Source organism: Methylocella tundrae, from assembly GCF_901905185.1.
Taxonomy (GTDB): domain Bacteria; phylum Pseudomonadota; class Alphaproteobacteria; order Rhizobiales; family Beijerinckiaceae; genus Methylocapsa; species Methylocapsa tundrae.
This window is the reverse complement of sequence record NZ_CABFMQ020000098.1, coordinates 75,067-97,641: the sequence shown is the minus strand read 5'-3', so window position 1 is coordinate 97,641 and position 22,575 is coordinate 75,067. Positions and strand designations below refer to the sequence as shown.

Annotated in this window: 18 protein-coding genes; 14 read left to right on the top strand and 4 right to left on the bottom strand. The window is 61.0% G+C overall.

Annotation, left to right across the window (positions count from 1 at the left end):
• Positions 1-191: 191 nt before the first annotated feature.
• A complete protein-coding gene (gene rpoZ, locus MPC4_RS15425) occupies positions 192-587 on the top strand; it encodes a DNA-directed RNA polymerase subunit omega (RefSeq protein WP_134488246.1) in 396 nt (131 codons plus the stop codon).
• 541 nt (positions 588-1,128) lie between these two features.
• The gene (locus MPC4_RS15420) at positions 1,129-3,339 is read left to right on the top strand and encodes a RelA/SpoT family protein (protein WP_174513289.1); all 2,211 of its coding nucleotides are present in this window, start codon (positions 1,129-1,131) and stop codon (positions 3,337-3,339) included.
• Between the two features lie 84 nt (positions 3,340-3,423).
• Here MPC4_RS15420 and MPC4_RS15415 read toward each other — a convergent pair whose 3' ends face one another.
• Entirely contained in the window at positions 3,424-4,566 is a 1,143-nt protein-coding gene (locus MPC4_RS15415) for an MBL fold metallo-hydrolase (RefSeq protein ID WP_174513288.1), read from the bottom strand.
• Positions 4,567-4,806: 240 nt separating this feature from the next.
• Here MPC4_RS15415 and MPC4_RS15410 point away from each other — a divergent pair, with 240 nt between their 5' ends.
• The 11 genes from MPC4_RS15410 (at position 4,807) to MPC4_RS15360 (ending at position 15,210) form a co-directional block, all read left to right on the top strand.
• Positions 4,807-5,559 (top strand): pyridoxine 5'-phosphate synthase, encoded by a 753-nt coding sequence (locus MPC4_RS15410; RefSeq protein WP_174513287.1) that lies wholly within the window; start codon positions 4,807-4,809, stop codon positions 5,557-5,559.
• Positions 5,560-5,573: 14 nt separating this feature from the next.
• On the top strand, positions 5,574-6,017 hold the full coding sequence (gene acpS, locus MPC4_RS15405) for a holo-ACP synthase (RefSeq protein WP_174513286.1): 444 nt from the start codon (positions 5,574-5,576) through the stop codon (positions 6,015-6,017).
• A 240-nt stretch (positions 6,018-6,257) separates the two neighbouring features.
• The gene (lepB, locus tag MPC4_RS15400; protein WP_174513285.1) at positions 6,258-7,052 is read left to right on the top strand and encodes a signal peptidase I; all 795 of its coding nucleotides are present in this window, start codon (positions 6,258-6,260) and stop codon (positions 7,050-7,052) included.
• Positions 7,053-7,766, top strand: coding sequence for a ribonuclease III (gene rnc / locus MPC4_RS15395; RefSeq protein ID WP_134488236.1), 714 nt, complete (start codon positions 7,053-7,055; stop codon positions 7,764-7,766). It begins immediately after the preceding gene.
• Positions 7,763-8,698 carry a GTPase Era gene (gene era, locus MPC4_RS15390; RefSeq protein ID WP_244629048.1) on the top strand — a complete coding sequence of 312 codons (936 nt, stop codon included), beginning with the start codon at positions 7,763-7,765 and terminating at the stop codon, positions 8,696-8,698. The genes rnc and era overlap by 4 nt, the downstream gene beginning before the upstream one ends.
• 144 nt (positions 8,699-8,842) lie before the next feature.
• A complete protein-coding gene (locus MPC4_RS15385; RefSeq protein WP_174513284.1) occupies positions 8,843-9,727 on the top strand; it encodes a YicC/YloC family endoribonuclease in 885 nt (294 codons plus the stop codon).
• 103 nt (positions 9,728-9,830) lie between these two features.
• Positions 9,831-10,442, top strand: coding sequence for a guanylate kinase (gene gmk / locus MPC4_RS15380; protein WP_174513367.1), 612 nt, complete (start codon positions 9,831-9,833; stop codon positions 10,440-10,442).
• 474 nt (positions 10,443-10,916) lie between these two features.
• On the top strand, positions 10,917-11,897 hold the full coding sequence (rfaD, locus tag MPC4_RS15375; RefSeq protein WP_174513283.1) for an ADP-glyceromanno-heptose 6-epimerase: 981 nt from the start codon (positions 10,917-10,919) through the stop codon (positions 11,895-11,897).
• A gap of 371 nt (positions 11,898-12,268) precedes the next feature.
• A complete protein-coding gene (locus MPC4_RS15370) occupies positions 12,269-13,363 on the top strand; it encodes a glycosyltransferase family 9 protein (protein ID WP_174513282.1) in 1,095 nt (364 codons plus the stop codon).
• An 87-nt stretch (positions 13,364-13,450) separates the two neighbouring features.
• A complete protein-coding gene (locus tag MPC4_RS15365; protein WP_174513281.1) occupies positions 13,451-14,005 on the top strand; it encodes a D-glycero-alpha-D-manno-heptose-1,7-bisphosphate 7-phosphatase in 555 nt (184 codons plus the stop codon).
• A gap of 227 nt (positions 14,006-14,232) precedes the next feature.
• The gene (locus MPC4_RS15360) at positions 14,233-15,210 is read left to right on the top strand and encodes a CgeB family protein (RefSeq protein WP_174513280.1); all 978 of its coding nucleotides are present in this window, start codon (positions 14,233-14,235) and stop codon (positions 15,208-15,210) included.
• 455 nt (positions 15,211-15,665) lie between these two features.
• Here MPC4_RS15360 and greA read toward each other — a convergent pair whose 3' ends face one another.
• From greA to MPC4_RS15345, 3 genes are all read right to left on the bottom strand, one after another.
• Positions 15,666-16,139 carry a transcription elongation factor GreA gene (greA, locus tag MPC4_RS15355; protein WP_134488222.1) on the bottom strand — a complete coding sequence of 158 codons (474 nt, stop codon included), beginning with the start codon at positions 16,137-16,139 and terminating at the stop codon, positions 15,666-15,668.
• A gap of 271 nt (positions 16,140-16,410) precedes the next feature.
• Entirely contained in the window at positions 16,411-19,734 is a 3,324-nt protein-coding gene (gene carB / locus MPC4_RS15350; RefSeq protein WP_174513279.1) for a carbamoyl-phosphate synthase large subunit, read from the bottom strand.
• 405 nt (positions 19,735-20,139) lie between these two features.
• Complete coding sequence (locus tag MPC4_RS15345; RefSeq protein WP_174513278.1) at positions 20,140-21,144, bottom strand: aldo/keto reductase; 1,005 nt, start codon at positions 21,142-21,144, stop codon at positions 20,140-20,142.
• Between the two features lie 146 nt (positions 21,145-21,290).
• Here MPC4_RS15345 and MPC4_RS15340 point away from each other — a divergent pair, with 146 nt between their 5' ends.
• On the top strand, positions 21,291-22,475 hold the full coding sequence (locus MPC4_RS15340; RefSeq protein ID WP_174513277.1) for a glycosyltransferase family 2 protein: 1,185 nt from the start codon (positions 21,291-21,293) through the stop codon (positions 22,473-22,475).
• Positions 22,476-22,575 lie beyond the last annotated feature (100 nt).

Sequence of the window (22,575 nt, the reverse complement as noted above, 5' to 3'; positions counted from 1 at the left end):
ACGCACGATCATGACCAAATCGCGTCCTAAACGACAAAATATTTTTATTTAAGGCGCATAATGACGCTTTCATCCAGCGCGCCTGTTCCGCTTAAGGTTGTCCTATCAAGATTGCGCTTGCCACCGGTGCGCGTTCGGGGATAGATCAACTTCAATCCCCAAATTGTCTCGAACGAAGGAGCGAGCGTTCTATGGCCCGCGTCACCGTTGAAGATTGCGTCGACAAGGTCGAAAACCGGTTTGAGCTCGTGCTCCTCGCGAGCCATCGGGCGCGCATGATCGCAGCTGGAAGTCATATCACGGTAGACCGCGACAATGACAAGAATCCCGTCGTGTCTTTGCGTGAAATTGCTGATTCGACTTTGACGCCTGACGATCTCAAGGAAGATCTCATCCAGTCGCTGCAGAAGCATGTTGAGGTGGATGAGCCCGAACTCGAGGCGGTGCCCGCCCTGTCGTCGGCACAGCAGGACTCGCGCTCCGACGCCGCCGGAGACATTCAGTTCGACCGGATGACCGAGGAAGATCTCCTGCGCGGCCTCGAAGGCCTCGTGCCTCCGGCTGAGACAGAGGACGAAGGCGAGTAGCGCTCGCCACCGGCCGCGCCGCGCGAGTCGCTAAAGAAATCTCCCAGACTTTTACAGCGCAAGGCCGCTGCGAAGAATGTCGCACGGGCGTCATAAACTGATCCCCGTGGACCCGCCCGGTTTGCGGCCGCGAAGATGATCAACGCCTGTTTTCGTGACAGTTGCGTGACGAACAGTTCTGGCTGAGCTGGAGTCGGAGGGTCTGGCTGTATCTGCCCCGGTTGTTCCGGCGCGGCCTCAGAGACGGTTGGCGGACGCGGAAGAGGCAGACCTCCGTCTCCTTCAAACCTGCGGGGCGCCTCCACAATCGCGCGACAAAACAGGCGCTTGTCGCCGCTCTTTCCAGATTTTTGCCAAGACTGGACATGTTTTAAGATATATTGTTTGAGAAACACGCGTTGTGTTCGGCTCATCGGGAACAGCAAAGCCTGCGCCGGCGCTCATCGCTCGGCAGCGTTGGGCGCGACGGCCGGTTAGATACGCCGATTTTCCGATACGCCGTCTTTCCTCATTGCTTCAACGCGACGGGTCCGTTCGAACCATGATGCGGCAATATGAACTCGTCGACCGGGTGCGGCGGTATAATCCGCAAGCCGACGAAGTATTGCTCAACCGCGCCTATGTCTACGCCATGAAGGCGCATGGCGCGCAGAAGCGCGCGTCAGGGGACCCTTATTTTTCGCACCCGCTCGAAGTCGCCGCAATCCTGACCGACATGAAGCTCGACGATGCGACGATCGTCTCCGCCGTGCTGCATGACGTGATCGAAGACACAGACTCGACGCGGGAGGAAATCGACCGGCTGTTCGGCCCGGATATTGGCCGCCTGGTCGATGGTCTGACCAAGCTGAAAAAACTCGATCTCGTCTCGAAACGGGCGGCGCATGCGGAGAATTTTCGCAAGCTCCTGCTCGCCGTCGCGGAAGACGTTCGGGTGCTTCTCGTCAAGCTCGCCGATCGCCTTCACAATATGCGGACGCTGCATTTCGTGCCGGCGGAAAAGCGCGCGCGCATCGCTGAGGAAACGCTGGATATCTATGCGCCCCTCGCCGGCCGCATGGGCATGCAGGGCATGCGCGATGAGCTTGAGGATCTTTCCTTCAAGCATCTGATGCCGGACGCCTATGCGATGATCCAGACGCGCCTCGAGGATCTTCGCCAGAAGAATGGCAAGATCATTGCGACGATCGAAAGGGAGCTCGCCGACGAACTCGCCGCCCGCGGCATCAAGGCCCATGTCGAAGGGCGTCAGAAGCAGCCCTATTCGGTATGGCGCAAGATGGAGCGCAAATCGATCGCCTTCGAGCAATTGTCCGATATCTTTGGATTCAGGGTCGTCGTCCAAAGCGTCGAGGACTGTTATCGCGTCATCGGCGTCGTTCATACCAAATGGGCCGTCGTCCCGGGCCGATTCAAAGACTATATTTCGACGCCGAAGCAGAATGACTACCAGTCGATCCATACGACGGTCGTCGGTCCCGGCCGGCAGCGCGTCGAGCTGCAGGTGCGCACGGAAGCGATGCAGGACATCGCCCGTAACGGCATCGCCGCGCATGCGCTTTATAAAGACGGGGTCGCCGCGGACCGTGAGACGCTGACGGGGGAGAGCCGCGCCTATCAATGGCTGCGGCGGACCATCGAAATGCTGGCCGAAGGCGATACGCCCGAGGAGTTTTTGGAGCATACAAAGCTCGAATTATTCCATGACCAGGTTTTCTGCTTCACTCCGAAAGGCCGGCTGATCGCCCTGCCGCGCGGCGCGACGCCGATCGATTTCGCCTATGCGGTCCATACCGACGTCGGCGATTCCGCGGTTGGCGCCAAGATCAACGGCTTGCACGCCCCGCTTCTGTCGGAGCTGCAGAACGGCGACGAGGTCGAGATCGCGCGGGCCGAGGGACAGGTTCCTCCCGCTGCCTGGGAGGGCCTCGTCGTCACGGGCAAGGCGCGTTCTGCGATCCGGCGGGCGACGCGCGAGGCGGTGCGTTCGCAATATGCGGGGCTCGGGCGCCAGATCGTCACGCGCGCCTTCGAGCGGGCGGGCAAACCTTACGCGGAAGACAAGCTCAAGGCTGTATTGCCCCGGCTGGCTCGCGCAAGCGTCGAGGATGTCCTCGCAGCGGTCGGCCGTGGCGAGATGTTTTCCGGCGATGTCGTCAAGGCCGTCTATCCGGAATTCATGGAGGAGCGCAAGACGGCGCAAGCGCGTCCGCGCGGAGAACCCGGCTGGTTCGGCATGAAGAAGGGCGCCGGCCTCGTTTTCAAAATTCCGGGCGAAGGCGGCTATGAGCAAAATCAGAACTCCATCCCTATTCGGGGCCTGCAGGGCGATCTGCCGGTGCGCTTCGCGCCGAACGGCGGCGCCGTGCCGGGCGACCGCATCGTCGGCATTCTGACGCCCGGCGAAGGCATAACGATCTATCCGATTCAGTCGCCGGCGCTGACCGCCTTTGACGAACAGCCGGAGCGCTGGCTGGACGTGCGGTGGGACATAGACGAAGGACGGCACGAGTTCTTTCCGGCGCGCATCGTCATCACGGCGATCAATGAGCCCGGCGCGCTCGGCACGATTTCGAGCGTGATCGGCGATCACGCCGCCAATATCGACAATATCGTCTTCCGCCCGCTCTCGGCGGATTTCCGCGAAATGACAATCGACCTCGAGGTCAACGACCTCAAGCACCTTAATGCGATCATTTCGAATTTACGTTCGCGGTCGGTGGTCAGCAAAGTCGAGCGGGTCAACGGGTAAGCTTTCGCCGCTGAATGAGACGCGCCGGAGTCGGGCGATTGAGGCCAGATAGCCGCGACGCCTCCCGATGCGGGAAATCACATCCTACGTCTCGAAGGTGAATTGCGTTCCGGTGTAGGAGCGCAAAAGCTTCGCAGGAAGCTCCGCCTTCATGATCTCGTAGAATGGCTCGCCGCTGCAGTGCATCGGGATGACATAATCCGGCCCGATCTCCTTCAAGGCCGCGACGACCTCGCGAACATAATCCTCGCTATAAGGAGCAAGGTGAAACCCTCCGACGACGGCGTGGATCTTATCGACGCCGGAAGCCGCTTTTGCTTGCTGAACGATATTGACGATACCCCGGTGGCTGCAAGAGGAGAAAACGACGAGGCCGCGTCCTTTCAAATGATAGGCCGTCGCGATCTCATGACGAAACTGATCGGGGATCACGCCTTTGGTCCGTTCCTCTTCGGTGAAATCGGCCGCGTAGCAGCCGAAATTGCCAACCCGGCCGATACGCATTGAACTCGGCGCCAGCACTTTTTCGAACGAGGCGAGGCTGACTTGTCCGGTGGTGAAGCCATGCTCGCCGACGAGCGCCGGTCCTGGCGAAAACATCACCGTTAGGTCGGCGTCTTTCAAGGCGTCGCGGTCGAGGGCGCCGAAATCACCCTTCGTCGGCGGCGCGTTCCATTGCCGCGCGCAAAAACATTCTTCACCGCCGAGATAGATCGGCAATTTCGCCTGAAGCTTCCCTTTATTCTGGCGGAGAAAACCGGGGAGGCCGCCAAAATGATCGTAATGCCCATGCGACAGAACCAGCGCATCGATGCGCGAGGGATCAAGGTCCAGCAAAGCCACATTATTGTTCAAGGCTTCCGGCGTGAAAGCAAAATCAATCAGAACGTTCCGGATTTGCGCGCCCAGTTTTGAGGCGACATGCAACGACAGGCCGAATTCACTGGCGATAGCGCGGTTCGGCGGTTGGTCGCTGAGCGCGAAGCCAAACCGCTTGACGCCGACGTTGCCTGTTTTGAAGTCAGGGGCGACGGCGATCTGATAACTGTCGACGACCGTCGTCACGACAAGCTGGTCGACCTCGGGGACATGGCCCGAAACCTGATCAGCCCGGACGGGCGCTGTTCCGGCAAGAAGCGAACTTGCCATGGCCGCGAAAAGCGACGCCCCGCCGCCACAAAGAACATCACGGCGGTCGGTCAGCGCGAACTGCGTGTAGCTAGCCATTTTCTCCTCCCTGCACGTCTCTACTGCCCTCGGGGCGCGATGCGTGGAAATGCGGAGATGGCGGAGTTTGGCAGACCAATTAACCCCAACAAACCTCAAAACCACAAGAATTACAAATGCAGGGGTCGTTTTTCGAGGCGGATTTCATTATTCAATGCAGCCGACAGGGCTGGAGATGCCGCCAGCAGTCTTTCGTGGTAGTCGAACCGCTGCAAACTGTCTCAATAAGGCCGAATTCCCATGCCGCACAGCCCCCGTCTCGGCGTCAACGTCGATCATGTTGCGACCCTGCGTAATTCGCGCGGCGGCGCTTTTCCCGATCCCCTGCGCGCGGCTCTGGTCGCGATCGCGGCCGGCGCGGACGGCATAACCGCGCATTTGCGCGAGGATCGCCGCCACATCCGCGACGACGACATGGCGCGCCTCAGGCGGGAAATTTCGGCGCCGCTGAATTTCGAGATGGCGGCGACCGACGACATGGTCTCGATCGCGCTGGAGACGCGGCCTCACGCCTGCTGTCTGGTGCCGGAGCGGCGCAGCGAACGCACGACAGAAGGCGGCCTCAATGTCCATGACGGACATGATCATTTGAAGCTCGTCACGGCGGAGCTTGCGAGAGCCGGCGTGCGTGTCTCTCTGTTTATTGAGCCAGGACGCAGGGCCGTCGAGGCGGCGCGCTCGATCGGCGCGCCGGTCGTCGAATTGCATACCGGCGCCTGGTGCGACGCTCTCGCTCACGGCGAGATCGAGCGGGCCGATCATGAATTCGCCCGGATCAAGGCGGCCGCGACGCTGGCCGACGATCTCGCCATCGAATGTCATGCCGGCCACGGCCTCGATTTCATCACCGCCGAGGCTATTTCGGCGCTGCCGGAAATTGCCGAACTGAATATCGGACATTATCTCGTCAGCGAGGCGATTTTCATCGGGCTTGGGGCGGCGATCGAGCGCATGCGCGCGGCGATGGACGCCGGGCGGGCAAGGGCGGCTTGAGGCGGATTGATGCAATGATCATAGGGTTAGGCAATGATCTTTGCGACATTCGCCGCATTGAGGATTCGCTGGCGCGCTTCGGCGAGCGCTTCACCAACCGCTGCTTCACCGACGTCGAGCGCCGCAAATCCGACGGCAGGGCGGGGCGGGCGGCCTCCTACGCGAAGCGTTTCGCCGCGAAGGAGGCTTGCGCCAAGGCGCTTGGCACGGGACTGCGCTTTGGCGTCGCCTGGCGGGAAATGGGCGTCGTCAATCTTCCCTCGGGCCAGCCGACCCTGAATTTGACGGGGGGCGCTGCGAAGCGGCTGGAAAGCTTGACGCCGAGGGGCTTTCGCGCCGTGCTGCATCTGACGCTCACCGACGAATATCCGTGGGCGCAGGCGCAAGTCATCATTGAGGCGCGTGAAGATCCGGATGCGGTTCTGACCCCTCCCGAATCGGCGATCTACGAGGTCTGAGCCGAGGTTTCGCCGAGGGCGCCGAAAAATCTGCAACTTTTCGGCATTTGCCCGGCGCGCCCTGTACCGTCGTTTCGCTGCATGATAAGGAGCGAGGCTTCTGGCCTGGTTTCGCTGCGATTTTCACCGATTTTCGAGAGCCACGCCGGCGGAAACGGCCTTTTCAGTCTAAGCGCCTCAGTTGCAGGCGAACCGTTTGGAAGGTTCGCTCCAAATTGCCCAGAAGAGAGAAAAGTTGAGATGACAGAGCCTGCGCGGTTGGACGGAAAAGGGGCTAAGCTCAAGCCCCAGGCGAAGGAAGGCGGCATTGGCGAGACGATCAAGGTCGTCATCCAGGCTCTGCTGATCGCTCTCGTCGTGCGGACTTTTCTGTTCCAGCCCTTCAACATTCCATCAGGGTCGATGATACCGACGCTGCTTATCGGAGACTATCTGTTCGTCTCTAAATATGCCTATGGCTATTCGGATCATTCCTTCCCGTTCAGCCCGGATCTCTTCAAAGGGCGCATCATGGGCTCCGCGCCAAAGCGGGGAGACGTCGTCGTGTTCAAGCTGCCGCGCGATGGAACGACCGACTACATCAAGCGCGTGATCGGCCTGCCCGGCGACAGAATCCAGATGAAGGAAGGGCGCCTCTATATCAATGACGAACTGGTCCCCCGCACGCCGATCGCCAAAGCGCATACGGAAGATTTCTATGGCCGCGAGACCGACGTTCCGACCTATGAGGAAACGCTCCCCGGCGGCGTCAAGCACACGATCATCGAAATTCAGGGCGATACCGGCTTCAACGACAATACGCCGGTGTTCGTCGTGCCGCCGAATAACTATTTCATGATGGGTGACAATCGCGACAATTCGACCGACAGTCGTGTTTCGCCGGATCAAGGCGGCGTCGGCTATGTGCCGTTCCAAAATCTCGTCGGCCGCGCCGAGTTGATCTTCTTTTCCGTCGGCAAGGGAGAACCCGCCTGGGCGTTCTGGGAATGGCCCTGGACCGTCCGCTGGGATCGGATGTTGAAACCTGTGAAGTAGATGACGGGCCGGCAGCCGGACGTAAGCGCGCTCGAGGCGCGCATCGGGCATCATTTCGACGCGGGCGGCCTTATCACCGCCGCCCTGACGCATGTCAGCGCGGCGGCGGGCGCCAAGCGAGAGACCTATCAAAGGCTGGAATTTCTCGGCGATCGCGTCCTTGGCCTCGTCGTCGCGCAAATGCTCTATGAAGCTTTCCCCGACGCGGATGAGGGAGAATTGTCGCGCCGCCTTGCCGACCTCGTGCGCAAGGAGAGTTGCGCGGAAGTCGCGCTGGAATGGGGCGCGCAGGCCTTCGTGCGCCTCGGCGATAGCGAGAAGCAGAGCCCCGCCGTGAACACGGCGATACTCGGCGATATTTGCGAATCAATCATCGGGGCGGTCTTTCTCGACGCGGGCTATGCGGCGGCGAAAGCTGTCGTCACGCGCGCGTTTGAACCACGGATGCGCTCGCCGCGCCGGCCATTGCGCGACCCGAAGACGGCGTTGCAGGAGTGGGCGCAGGCCCGCGGCCTGCCGCCTCCCTCTTATCGCCAGACGGCGCGCGAGGGCCCGGACCACGCGCCGGAATTTACCATCTGCGTCGAAATCCCAGGCTACGCAAAAGCCGAGGCGAAGGGTTTGGCGAAGCGGCTCGCCGAGCAGGCGGCCGCCGCGGCCTTCATGGCGCGTGAAAACATCAATGAGTCCGGCGGCCAGAAAGGCGTGGCGTGAACGAAGCTTTGGGTGCAGGAGGCGGCGCCGGCGGCGCGCAGGAGACGCGCTGTGGTTTTGTCGCCCTGATCGGCGCGCCGAACGCCGGCAAATCGACGCTGATCAATCAGCTCGTCGGAGCGAAAGTCTCGATCGTTTCGCGCAAGGTGCAGACGACGCGCAGCCTCGTGCGCGGCATCGCCATCGAGGGGATGGCGCAGATCGTCTTTGTCGACACGCCGGGAATTTTCGCGCCGAAGCGAAGGCTTGACCGTGCGATGGTGACGTCCGCCTGGGGCGGGGCGGGGGACGCCGATGCGGTCGCCCTCCTGGTTGATGCGCGCAAAGGCGTCGACGACGAGGTCGAGGCCATTCTGGCGCGGCTGCCGCAAGTCGGCGGCGCCAAAATTCTTGTCCTGAACAAAATCGATACGGTCGAGCCACCGAAACTTCTCGAATTGGCCGCGCGGCTCAACGGCGAGCTGTCATTTGCCGACACATTCATGATTTCCGCGCTGCGCGGGCATGGCGTGCCAAAACTGAGAGCCGCGCTCGGCGCCATGATGCGGCCGGGGCCGTGGCTCTACCCGGAAGACCAGATCTCTGACGCGCCCTTGCGCTCACTCGCCGCCGAAATCACGCGCGAAAAAATCTTCGAACGGCTGCACGATGAATTACCTTATCAATCAACGGTCGAGACGGAGCTTTGGAAAGACATGCCGGATGGCTCGGCGCGCATCGAACAGACGATTTATGTCATGCGCGAGGGCCACAAGAAAATCGTCATCGGCGAGGGCGGACGCACCATCAAGGCGATCGGCAGCGCCGCGCGTAAGGAAATCATGGAGGCCACCGAGCAGACGGTGCATTTGTTCCTCTTCGTAAAAGTGCGTGAGAATTGGGCTGACGATCCCGAGCGCTACCGCGAAATGGGGCTCGATTTCCCGAAATAGGCGGGAATGATCCGAAATTCACAGAATTTCGGATCAGATTTCCCTCGAGATCGCCCGGCTTTCCGGCGCGTAACTTGAGCCAGCCGCCGCGCGGCCCTATGTTGCGCTCAAGCCCCCGCTCCTCCAGCATTCAAGTTTAAAACAATGACAATCGCCAGCATGACTGGTTTTGCCCGGATCGCGGGCGGCGTCGGCGCCTACAGCTGGGCGTGGGAGCTCAAATCCGTCAACGCCAAGGGTTTCGACGCGCGGCTGCGTTTGCCGGCGCCTTTCGAGGCGGTTGAAGCTGACGCGCGCCGAAGGCTCGCGGACCGGCTGGCGCGCGGAACGCTTTACGCGACCCTGTCGGTTCAGCGCGAGGCTTTGAACCCGGATATCCGCATCAATCACGAGCTTCTAGGCAAGCTCGTGGCGGCCGTGGCTGACGTCGATCTTTCCCGAAATCTTGAGCCGGCGCGCCTCGATGGGCTTTTGTCCATGCGGGGCGTCGTCGAAATCATCGACGCAGCCGAAACCGAGGCTGCGATCGCCGCCGCCCGCGCGGGCGCGCTGGAAGATCTCGACAAGGCGATCGAGGCCTTGCTGGCGATGCGGCGAAGCGAGGGCGCGGCTCTGTCGTTCGTGCTGGATGCCCGTCTCGACCGAATCGACGCGTTGACGCAAGCGGCCGAAGCCAATCCGGCAAGACAAGCTGACGCGGTTAGGACGCGGCTCGAACAAACGATTGCAACCCTCTGTGAAAGCAGCAATCTGGATCCAAACCGCCTCCATCAGGAGGCGATGATTCTGGCGGCGAAAGCCGATATCAGGGAAGAGCTTGACCGGCTGGCGACCCATCTTTGCGCGGCGCGCGATCTCCTCGCGGCCGGCGGCGTTGTCGGCCGTCGGCTGGATTTCCTTTCTCAGGAGCTCGCGCGCGAAGCCAACACGCTTTGCGCCAAATCGAACGATGCGAGCCTCACGACCATTGGCCTCGAACTGCGCGTTGAAATCGAGCAGTTTCGTGAGCAGATTCAGAACATCGAGTAGGCTGATGCATCCAGACGAGGACCGCGCGATACAGGGGACAGGCCGGGACGCGGATGACGCGAAGGATCTGCTGGGACGCAACGACGCAGGTCGGCGCGGCTTTATGCTGATCCTCTCGTCGCCCTCGGGCGCCGGCAAAACGACGCTGACCCGCATGTTGCTCCAGACCAAGGAGCTTGATCTCACGCTGTCGATCTCGGTGACGACGCGGCCGCGACGGTCGAGCGAAGTCGACGGCATTCACTACACCTTCATCACGCGAAAACAGTTCGAGGCGCTGCGTGACGGCGGCGAACTGCTCGAATGGGCGGAGGTGCATGGCAACTGCTACGGCACACCGCGCGAGCCCGTCGAAAAAGTGCTGGCGCAGGGACGCGACGTCCTGTTCGACATTGATTACCAGGGCACACAGCAGGTCAAGCAAAAGACGGCAGAAGACGTCGTGACGATTTTTATCCTGCCGCCCTCGATGAAGGAGCTTCGAGCCAGACTCGAACGCCGCGCGGAAGATCCGCCAGAGGTCATCGCCAAGCGGCTCGAGAATGCGCGCAATGAAATCCGGCGCTGGACCCAATATGATTACGTCTTGGTGAATCGCGATCTGCAAACGACCTTCAGCGATCTTTTTGCCATCCTGACCGCCGAGCGGCGGCGCGCCGTTCGACTAAAGGCAGGGATCGGCGCTTTCGTCGAAGAGCTGCTACGCGAGAGTTAAGCGAGAAGGATTAACCAAATGGGCCTGTATAGACCATGCGGAAGCCTCTAGAGAGCTGCGTTTGGGCGGGTGTCGCATGGCTTTTGAATAGGAACATTTCGTGCTAAAAGAGCTTTGTCTGTATAGCCGGTCAAAGCGTCGGCGCGACCTTGGGCCGATCGCAAACAATACACAGTTTTCTTGAGGAAATGCTCAACGGGAACCCCGCCGGCTCCCGCTTGAGGGGTTCGTTTGTCCGCGCGGCCGGGATATCCGGAGGCGCCGGCCGCTTAAGCTTTGTTTTAAGTCTGGAGTCAGTATCCTTTTGTTTTAAATGATCTTCCTTTCTGGGGGAGGCCTCTCGTTCGGAAAGGCGGCTGCGCATTTTTCGAAAATTATGCTAAAGCTGAACAGGACATACCGACTGGCGATGCTCGTCCGTCAACCCTCTTTCGCACGACCCTGACGGGCGTATCGACGTAACGGGAAGGCGCTATGATTTTTGTAACAGGCGGGACCGGGTTCATCGGCTCCAATATCGTCGCGACGCTGAACGAGCGCGGCGTCACCGACATCATCATCCTCGACTCTCTCGGTCATGAATCGAAGTGGAAAAATATCGCCAAGCGGCGCTTTTACGATGTCATCACGCCAGACAGGATTGAGAGTTTTCTGAGCACGGCGCCGCGCGCGGAAGCAGTGTTCCATATGGGCGCCATTTCTTCGACCACCGCTTCGGACGGCGATGAAATTCTGCGCACAAACTTTCAGTTATCCGCCAGATTATGGGATTGGTGCGCGCGGCAGCGCACGCCCTTCATCTATGCGTCCTCGGCCGCCACTTATGGCGATGGTTCAAATGGCTTTACTGACGATGAGTCGGCGCCCGCGCTCGATAAGCTTCGTCCGCTCAATCTCTATGGCTGGTCGAAACACGCTTTCGATCGCTGGGCGCTGGAGCGGGTCGCGGCGGGAATAGCGCCGCCGCAATGGGCCGGGCTGAAGTTCTTTAACGTCTATGGGCCAAATGAGTCGCATAAGGGCGACATGCAGAGTCTCGTCGCCAAAAATACCGCAGCTGTTGCGGCGGGGGAGACGATCTCGCTTTTTAGATCCCATCGCGAGGACTTTCGAGACGGTCAGCAACTGCGGGACTTTGTCTATGTCGCCGATTGCGTCGCGGTGATGATGTGGCTTCTGGAGCACAAGGACGTCTCCGGTCTATTCAATCTGGGGACAGGCAAGGCGCGCTCCTTTCTTGATCTTACTCTGGCGATTGGCGCAGCCCTGAACAAAAATGTGGATGTGCGGTATGTCGACATGCCGCTGAGCATCCGCGATCGCTATCAGTATTTTACGCAAGCGGACATGAGCAAGCTTCAGCGCGCCGGCTGCAACATTCCGTTTCATTCTCTCGAGGGTGGAGTTGCAGATTATGTTCTTTCTTATCTCACGCAATCCGATCCTTACCGGTGATGCGGAGGGAGCGGGTGATGCGGAGGGAGCGGGCGACGCCCATGGGGCGTGACAATGACGCGCTTTTTTTCCCCGGTGGACTATGTTAAATTCACAATCATTAGATATCAGTTCGGCCGAGCGCATTGATGTGGCGCAAGCGCGACGCAACGGTTCAATGCGAAGAGCGGCAGCCGATGCGGCGCTTTGCCGCGTATGGGCGGCCTTGTTCTCAGAGGGAGCGACGTCGGCAAAGGCTCAATCCTTGACAGGGTTGTCACAACGCATTGGTAGTGGTCAAATTCCTGCGGCGGGATCAAGCTAAACGAAACGTGACAGTATAGCGGACGGTCGGACGTATGGGTCGGAACAACAAAAGGTTTTTGTGAATCATGTTGGATCAGGTGGACGCCGTCACAAAAAGGTGCGTCGCCGCACCTCAAAAGCCGGTCGAACGCATCCTGATCTATCGGATCGGCAGCCTCGGCGACACCGTCGTTGCTCTGCCATGTTTTCACAAACTGGCCGAAGTGTTTCCCGATGCGGAACGCTATGTCCTGACCAATATTCCCGTCTCGTCGAAAGCGGCCGCGCTCGAACTGATCCTTGGCCAATCGGGCCTGATCGACGGCGTCGTCGACTATCCAATCCAGATGCGTTCGATCGGGGATGTTTGGAGATTGCGGTCGCGCCTTAGGGCGTTTGGCGCGAAAACGCTGATTTATCTTGTTCCACGGAGCGGGCGACTGCCTGTCTTGCGCGACCTTTTGTTTTTCCGCCTTTGCGGCTTCACGCGCTTCATCGGGATGCCGCTCACAAAGACGTTGCAAGTCGATCAGATTGAAGCGGACACCGGCCTCGTCGAATATGAGTGCCGCCGCCTGGCGCGCTCGATCGCCGAGATAGGCCCGACGGATCTCGATGATCCTAAAAATTGGGATTTGCTGCTGACAGAGGCGGAACAGGAGGCTGGCGACCGGGCCATCACGCCTTTCGCCGGCAATCCTTTCGTCGCCATAAACATGGGCGGAAAGGTCATCGAGAAACATTGGGGTCAGGAGAACTGGCGGCAATTGTTGCGTGAGCTATCGGGTAGTTTCGGCGGCTATGGACTTTTGTTTCTCGGCGCCGCCGACGAGGCGGCCGCCGTGGAGGAGGTTTCGGCGAGTTGGCCGAGCACGGTGGTGAACAGCTGCGGAAAACTGGCCCCTCGTGAGAGCGCGGCGGCGTTGAAGCGAGCGAGCCTCTTCGTCGGCCATGATTCAGGTCCGATGCATCTTGCCGCGGCGGTTGGCATCGTCTGCGTCGCGCCATTTGGAAGCCTGAATAAGCCGCGCAAATGGTACCCTTACGGAAAGCAGCACCGGATCGTGCATCGCGCGGATGGGGTAACGAACGTCAAAGTCGAACAGATCGTCGCGATGGTGCGTGAAGTGCTGCCGGAACGCGCCGTTCCGAGGTTGAACGCAAAAGCCAGTCTCGGTTGAGGATCAATCTGTCCCGCGTCGCTATGAGAGTCTGAACTTGCCGCATCATTCGCATTTCAAAACGACGCGTCGCGGCTAGGGGTGCGGATGTCGTCTCCAGCCATCTTTCTCGACCGCGATGGAACCATCATCGTGGAAAGAAACTATCCTTCTCATCCTGATCAGGTCGAACTTCTCGACGCCGCGGCCGCTGGTCTCCGCGCTCTGGCGAAACATGGCTTTCCCTTCGTGGTCGTCTCCAATCAATCGGGCATCGGGCGTGGCTATTTCTCGGTTGACGAGGCCGACGCTGTCGAAGCCCGGGTCAGGGAGCTTCTCGCCGGCGAAGGCGTCGTCATCGCTAAATGGTACCGATGCCCTCATGCGCCGCACGAAGACTGCGGGTGCCGGAAGCCTCTGCCAGGCATGATCCATTGGGCTGTCCGCGATCTTGATATTGATCCATCCCGCTCTTTCGTCATCGGCGATAAATGGTCGGACGTCGAGCTTGCCGCCGCGGTCGGTGCCGTCGGCATTCTGGTGACGACCGGACACGGACAATCGGATGCCGACCGCGCGCGCCGTCTCGGCGTCGCTGTCTGTCGCAACCTCCTCGAGGCGAGCGAGGAAGTCGCCCGCCAGCTGGCTCTGAACAATGCGTAAGCTTGGCGATTTCTGCTTTGAGCGGCGCGAGGGTTCGGCGCCCCTGTGTCTTGTCTCCCCCGGTCCGCCGGCGCTTTGCCGCGGCGGTTCATAGGTTCTTGCGCGCGTCGCCATGAGCGCGGCAGATCATGCTCACCAGTCTTTCGTTGCAGGGCGGATGCCAGAAGGTAACTCGAATGAAGATATTGTATCTGGGTCCAACAGAGGGAACTGCGATACAGCGAATCATGGCGCTCCGCAGGCTTGGCCACGACGTCACTGTCGTGGACCCGCACCTCGGCCGCTCCGTTCCGCTCATTCCTGAGAGGTTGATTGACGCATGGTGCTTCAGGACAGGCGCCATCGGCATTGAGTGGCTCGTAGCGCGCTATGTCGCCAAGCAAATCGGAAACGCCACTTTCGACGTCGCCTTTGTCGACCACGGAGACTTGCTGAACGCCTCGTGCATTGCTCATTTGAAGACGATCGCAAAGGTCGTCGTCAATTATAATCAGGATAATCCCTATGTGCCGAGGGATAAGGGTCGCTGGCGCGTCTTCCTGACAGCGCTGCCACTCTATGATTTGATTGCGACCCATCGGGTAACCAGTGCCAATAGCGCCGCGCGGGCCGGGGCAAAGCGCGTATTGCTGACGAGAGAGGCGGCCGACGAGGCTGTCCATCGGCCGATCGAGCTGAGCAGCGAGGACCTTGCTCGCTTTTCATCGAAAGTCGCCTTCGTTGGAACGTGGATGCCTGAACGGGGACCGATCATGCTTAGGCTCATCGAACGTGGGGTCCCCTTGCGCATCTACGGACCGAGGTGGCAAAAGGCGCCGGAATACGAACAGTTGCGCTCCCACGTCGTTTTGGGGGAACTCAAAGGTGACGACTATGTGAAGGCGATCCGGGGCGCTTCGATCGCAATCGGCCTTCTGTCAAAGGGAAACGAGGACCTTCACACGACGCGAAGCTTCGAGATCCCCGCCATCGGCACGCTTTTCTGCGCCGAACGCACAAGCGATCACCTCGAAATGTACAAGGACGGTGAGGAAGCGGTGTTTTTCGATACGGTCGACGAATGCGCGGATCTTTGCCTGTCCCTGCTCAAGCATCCGGACCGCATAAAAGAGATCGCCGACGCCGGCTTGAAGCGGGTGCACAAAAACGGCGACTTCAATGAAAAGCTGGTGATGAAAATCATCAACGGGGCCTTGAAAGGCTAGTCTAGCGGCATTCTTTGCGTCGCGGCGCGTGATCAGGAAGAGCGGGGCAAGCATGTGCGGCTTGCTACGCCCGTCTCGAGAAAAATAGCCTAAGCGAGCGGCCGCCAAGCTTCGGCCTTGCCGAACTGATCACGGCCATCGAGCGCCTTGCAGCGCATCCGCCGGCCTGAAATCAAGCGCCCCCCTTGGACGATTGGATCACTTGCCCGAGCAGGCGATCGCATGAGATTCGCCGAAGCCGGGGCCCCCCGCCGACGAAGGCGCAAAACCCTTGAGGCGTCGCAGCAGTCCTCCACGCAAGACCAAAATGGTTAGCCTTGTCAGCGGCTTGGTGCGTGTTTTTCGAGCGAATCAAGAATTTGATGCTCTTCAGTAGTCCTCGAAGGACATGGGACTCCGAAGTGTTGCGGGGATCAAGGCTCATGCGTCCGTTGACGTGACGCACGAGCCTACGGTCACTGAAATGCTACTTTCAAGATTTCATAGCTCTTGCCGCCGCCGGGCGTATTGACCTCGACCGTATCGCCGACTTTCTTGCCGATCAGCGCGCGCGCCGTGGGAGACGTGATCGAGACGCGGCCGGACTTCACGTCCGCCTCGGTCTCGCCAACGATCTGATAGGTCTTTTCCTCGTCCGTGTCCTCGTCGACCAAGGTTACGGTCGCGCCGAACATCACCGTGTTTCCGGACAGTTTTGAAACGTCGATCACCTCCGCGCGAGACAATTTATCCTCGAGTTCGGCGATGCGGCCCTCGTTCAGGGACTGCGCCTCTTTGGCGGAGTGATATTCGGCGTTCTCGGACAGGTCTCCATGCGAGCGCGCTTCCGCGATCGCCTGGATGATCCGCGGCCGCTCGACCTGCTGGCGCCGCTTCAACTCGTCTTCGAGCGCGAGATGCCCCGCTGCCGTCATGGGAAACTTGTCCATCGCGATTCTCTTTCACATCCTCTTTAACCAATACAGACCGCTCCGCCCAAGGCGCAACGTCCTCACAGCGTCGGGAGACGGCTTCTTAAGGCGCCGATAAAACGCCGCCGGATTTGAGCGTTTCACCGCTGCAAATCCGTTATTGAATAAGAGACACCTTCATGAATGCCGCCGCAAGGGGCTCGTTTCATAAAGGACGCCAAGGCGCCGGCGCCTCTCGCTCCGCGGCGGGAAGGCGCGGCGGTCCCGTTCTTGATTTGGCGTTGAATCGTTAAGCGAAATAGTCCTGGAGGGCGCGCACTTCGAGATCGCCGGCGAGATAGGCCTTTATTCCTTCCGAGGCGGCGATCGCTCCGGCCAAAGTGGTGTAATAGGGCACCTTATGGAGGAGCGCCGCGCGGCGCAGGGAGCGCGAATCAGCCAGGGCCTGCTTGCCTTCGGTGGTGTTCAGGACAAGCTGTATGCCGCCGTTCTTGATGGCGTCGACGACATGCGGCCGGCCCTCCGACACTTTGTTGATCCGCTGCGCGGGCACGCCCTCGCTTTCGAGATAGCGCGCGGTTCCTCCCGTGCCGAAGATCTTGAAGCCGAGACCCGCGAGCAGCTTGACCGTGCCGAGGACGCGCGGTTTATCGACATCGCGCACCGAGACGAAGACGCTGCCCGAGACCGGCACTATGGTGCCGCCGCCAAGCTGACTCTTGGCGAAAGCGATTGCAAATGAGCGGTCGAGGCCCATCACTTCGCCGGTCGAGCGCATTTCGGGTCCGAGCACAGTGTCAACGCCCGGAAAGCGCGCGAAGGGAAAGACGGATTCCTTGACGCCGACATGATCGAAGCGGGACGGCTTAAGACCAAAACTCGCAAGGCTCTCTCCCGCCATCACCCGCGCGGCGATCTTGGCGATCGGCGCGCCGATTACCTTGGCGACGAAAGGCACTGTCCGCGCCGCGCGCGGATTGACCTCGAGCACATAGATCTCGCCGTCCTTCAGCGCATATTGCACGTTCATCAGGCCGCCGACGCCGAGCGCCAGCGCCAGCTCTCTCGTCTGCCGCTCGAGTTCGGCGATCTTGTCGGCGGAGAGCGAGCGCGGCGGCAGGGAGCAGGCGCTGTCGCCGGAGTGGATGCCGGCCTCCTCGATATGCTCCATGATGCCGCAGATGAAAACGTCGGCGCCGTCGGAGAGCGCATCGACGTCGACCTCGACCGCGTCGGAGAGATAACGGTCGAACAGCAGCGGATTCTTGCCGAGCACCGTGTTGATCTGGCCGGTCTTGTCGTTCGGATAGCGCGCCTTGACGTCGGAGGGCACGAGGCCGGGCAGGGTGCCGAGCAGATAATCGTCGAAGGCGCCATTATCGTGGATGATCGCCATGGCGCGGCCGCCCAGAACATAGGACGGCCGGACGACGAGCGGCAGCCCGAGTTCGGCGGCGACAATGCGCGACTGCTCGACAGAATAGGCGATGCCGTTCATCGGCTGCTTCAGCCCGATGCGATCGAGCAGCCGCTTGAAGCGGTCGCGATCTTCCGCGAGGTCGATCGAATCGACCGACGTTCCGAGAATCGGAATGCCGGCCTTTTGCAGCGCATTGGCGAGCTTCAGCGGCGTCTGTCCGCCAAATTGCACGATGACGCCCTTGAGCAGCCCCGACTCATTCTCCTTGGCGAGGATTTCGAGCACGTCTTCCGGCGTCAAAGGCTCGAAATAGAGCCTGTCCGAGGTGTCATAGTCGGTTGAAACCGTCTCCGGATTGCAATTCACCATGATCGTCTCATAGCCCACGTCCCTGAGGGCGAATGAGGCGTGGCAGCAGCAATAATCGAATTCGATGCCCTGGCCGATGCGGTTCGGGCCGCCGCCGAGGATGACGATTTTCTCGCGATCCGAGGGGCGCGCCTCGTCGGCCGGAGCGCCCGCGAAGGGCGGCGCGTAGGTCGAATACATATAGGCGGTCGGGGAGGCGAATTCGGCGGCGCAGGTGTCGATCCGCTTATAGACAGGATGCACATTAAGCCTGTGACGCAGTTCGGTCACGGCGGTGCGCGGCGCGCCGGAGAGAGCCGACAGGCGCGCGTCGGAAAAGCCCGCGGCCTTCAGCATCCGCAGATTGGCGGCGTCATTCGGCAGGCCATGCGCGCGAACCAGCGCCTCGAGCTCGAGAATCTCCCGCAGCCGCTCGATGAACCAGAGATCGATTTTGCACGCGTCGTGGATTTCGTCCGGCGTCATGCCGTAGCGCAGAGCCTGCGCAGCGACCAGCAGCCGGTCCGGCGTCGGACGGCCGAGCGCGGCGCGCAGCGCGTTCATGTCGTCGCCAAGGCCAAGGCCCTCGATCTCGATTTCGTCGAGCCCATTGAGGCCGATGTCGAGCGAGCGCAGGGCCTTCTGCAGGCTCTCGCCGAAGGTGCGGCCGATCGCCATGGCCTCCCCAACGGACTTCATCGCCGTGGTCAGTATATTCTCGGCGCCGGGAAATTTCTCGAAAGCGAAGCGGGGAATCTTCGTCACGACATAGTCGATGCTCGGCTCGAACGAGGCCGGGGTCGCGCCGCCGGTGATGTCATTGGCGATCTCGTCGAGCGTGAAGCCGACCGCGAGCTTGGCCGCGACCTTGGCGATCGGGAAGCCGGTCGCTTTCGAGGCAAGGGCCGATGAACGCGAGACGCGCGGGTTCATTTCAATGACGATCATGCGGCCGTCCGCCGGATTGACCGCGAACTGAACGTTGGAGCCGCCCGTCTCGACGCCGATCTCGCGCAGAACCGCCAGCGAGGCGTCGCGCATGATCTGATATTCCTTGTCGGTCAAGGTCAGCGCGGGGGCGACCGTGATCGAATCGCCAGTGTGAACGCCCATCGGATCGATGTTCTCGATCGAGCAGATGATGATGCAATTGTCCGCCTTGTCGCGGACGACCTCCATCTCATACTCTTTCCAGCCGAGCACGCTTTCCTCGACCAGCACCTCGCTCGTCGGCGAGGCGTCGATGCCCCGTTCGATAATGTCGATGAACTCTGCCTTGTTGTAGGCGATGCCGCCGCCCGTGCCGCCCATGGTGAAGGAGGGGCGGATGATGGCGGGCAGGCCAATGTCATCGAGGATCGCGAGCGCCTGGCTCAGCGTCTTGATCTGATGCGAGCGCGGCGTTGAAAGGCCGATGCGCGTCATCGCCTCGCGGAACAATTCGCGGTCCTCGGCCATGTCGATCGCCTCGGCGCTGGCGCCGATCATCTCGACGCCGAAATCGTCGAGCACGCCCATTTTCTTCAAGGAGAGAGCGCAATTCAGCGCGGTCTGGCCGCCCATGGTGGGCAAAAGCGCGAAGCCGCCGGGAATGGCGTAGCGCTCCTTGGCGATGATCTTGGCGACCACTTCCGGCGTGATCGGCTCGATATAGGTGCGATCGGCCATGTCCGGGTCGGTCATGATCGTCGCCGGATTGGAATTGACGAGGACGATCCGATAGCCTTCCTCGCGCAGCGCCTTGCAGGCCTGTGTGCCGGAATAATCGAATTCGCAGGCCTGTCCGATGATGATCGGACCCGCGCCGATGATGAGGATCGTCGAAATATCAGTCCGCTTCGGCATAAAATCTCTTTCCCCGTCGCGGCGGGCGTTAGAGCAAAGCCAGGCAAAGGGGAGATCCTTTATCCTGACCAGCGACAAGACAACGCCTCGGAGCGGGGCAGCCTGACGATCAGGGCCGCTCCCGGCGTTCCGAGGGCATGCAAAAAGACCGCGCCGAGCCTTGCGGCCAGCGCGTCCGTGGCGCCTTTGCTCGAAACGGGATTGTTTCGAGGTTCGTTGACTATGGCGCGCGACTGAAGGCGCTGACCCGCGCGCAATTATTAGAGGCATACTCGTGATGAGACGTGTCTAAACCAGAATTCAGCCGCTGTGAACCCGCCAGCTTCAGGCATGCGTCATCGCCGCGCCCGCCATCCGGCGCAAGCGCGCCCGCGCGCCGAAAAAAGCGCCGCGCGCCCTCACTCGCTAGAGATAAGCGTTTTTCAGCGCCGCCTCGGGATAGCGCTCTCCGGCGGCGGCATTGTTCGGAATCATTGTCGAGAGCTCTTCGAGCTCGCCTGCGTCAAGCTTTACCGCGAGCGCGCCGATGTTCTCAAAAAGGCGGCTGGTCTTCGTCGTGCCCGGGATCGGCGTCACATCTTCCCCCTGGCTCATCAGGAAGGCGAGCGCGAGCTGCGCCGTGGTGCAGCCTTTCGCCTCGGCCATCGCCGCGACGCGCTCGGCAAGGCGGCGGTTGTGTGAAAAATTCTCCGGCGCAAAGCGCGGATGTTCGCCGCGCCGGTCACCCGCGACATCAGCCGCCGACCGGATCGCGCCGCCGAGAAGGCCGCGTCCGAGCGGCGAATAGGCGACAAAGGCGACGCCAAGCTCGCGGGTCGTCGCCAGAACCTCCTCGGCCTCGGCGCGATAGAGCAGCGAATATTCCATCTGCACCGCGGCGAGCGGATGAATCCTGTGAGCGCGGCGGATCGTTTCGGGCTTTGCCTCCGACAGTCCGATGGCGCGCACTTTGCCTTTGGCGATGAGTTCGGCCATGGCGTCGACGGTCTCGTCGATCGGCACCTGTGGGTCGACGCGGTGCTGATAATAGAGGTCGATATGATCGGCCTTCAGCCGCGTCAGGCTGGCGTCGCAGGCCTTGAATACATAGTCCGGGCGCCCGTTGACGCGGATTTCTCCGCCGGGCCCGCGGACATGTCCGAATTTCGTCGCCAGCACGACCTCATCGCGCCGCCCGGCGATCGCAGCGCCAACGAGCGTTTCATTATGGCCCCAGCCATAAATGTCGGCGGTGTCGAGAAAATTGATCCCGGCGTCGAGCGCCGCCTTGATGACGGCCGCGCCATCGGCGTCCTCACATGCGCCATAGACGCCGGAAAAGGACATGCAGCCAAGGCCGAGCGCGGAGACGGTAAGCCCACTCCCTCCGAGGCGATGAAAACGGGTGACGGCGGGCGAAGATTGGGCCATGCGATGGACTGTCCGGAATGAGCGCCGCGTTGACTGCGATCGGGAGCTTGCACGGCCGGACAATGTCCTCAGGACCATTCGGAGCACAAGTCAATATTGACTGATGGCGGAAATCTCGTCCATGTCTCGGCTTTCGGGGATGAGCCATGAACGAAGTTCGAGTGACGGAGCGGTTTCGAAGCGAGCCGCGCGAGGCGCCAGCGCTGAGCCTTCCGCTCGTCAGCGTCATCGTCGTCAATTACAATTATGGCCGGTTCCTCGACGCAGCCGTCGATTCGATCTTTCATCAGACCTATCCGAACGTCGAATGCGTGATCGTCGACAACGCCTCGACGGACGAAAGTCCCGCCGTCCTGCGCGGGATCGAGGCGCGCTACCCCAAAGCAAAGGTTGTCCGGCGGGCGGCCAATGACGGCCAGACGCCCGCGGCGCTCGACGGGCTCGCCGCGTCGAGCGGCCCTTATGTGATCTTCCTCGACGCCGACGACATGCTGCTGCCGCATGGCGTCAGCTCGCACATTTTCGTGCACCTTTCTTTGCGGGTTCACGTCGGCTTCACGTCCGGCGATCTGCTTCAGGTCCTCAACGATCAGGTGGTGCTGGGTTCGGAGGAAGCTTTCAACCGCGTGATCTGCGCCAATCGCGGCGTCAAAGCCGATTCGGTGCGGCCCTATCGGCACGCTGCCGGCCAGGCGTTGGGCGCGCCCTGGCCGGAGGATGGTTTCGACCGCTCGATTCTCGATCGCATCCGGTTCGTCGCGCCGATGACCAATGAATGGGTCTGGTCGCCGACATCCGGCAATTGCTTTCGCCGTGACGCTCTGGCCCTTTTTGCCGACAATCCCGCCCTTGGCGGCCTTCGCACGGGGACGGATCTTTATTTCTGTCTCGGCGTCAACGCCATCACCGGCAGCGTCCTGATCGATGACGCCATCGGAGTCTACCGCCTGCATGGCGGCAATATCTATTCGAAGCGGCCGCAGCTGCACAATGTTCTGTCTTATCAGCCAGGCTGCTCCGGCGACAGCAATGCCCAGGCCAAGGCGGTTCTCGTCGACCATCTCATTGACCGCGCGGCGTTCTTCCTGCAGCGCGGCTGGACTCCTTTCGATTATGCGCGGCTGCTGCGCCGGATCGACTGCTCGGACCCGGACGCCGGGCCCTTGAGCCCGCGCTGGTCGGCGCGCTCGCGCGTTGCGAGCACCCTCGTCAAGCGCTTTCCCGAGGTCGCGCCGGTTCTCGGGCCGTGGATCACGAGGGGCTTGATGTTCGCCAGCGGCGCGCCCTGGCCGAACGTCCTGTCCGCGCGCGCCTCGCGCCAGGCGCTTTGAGGGCCGCCCGGAGCGCTTTCGGGATCGAATGGAGTCATTCGATCGATCAGAAATCGCTCTAGATTCAAAAGCTTCAGCATATTCTTGTCAATCAGATCGA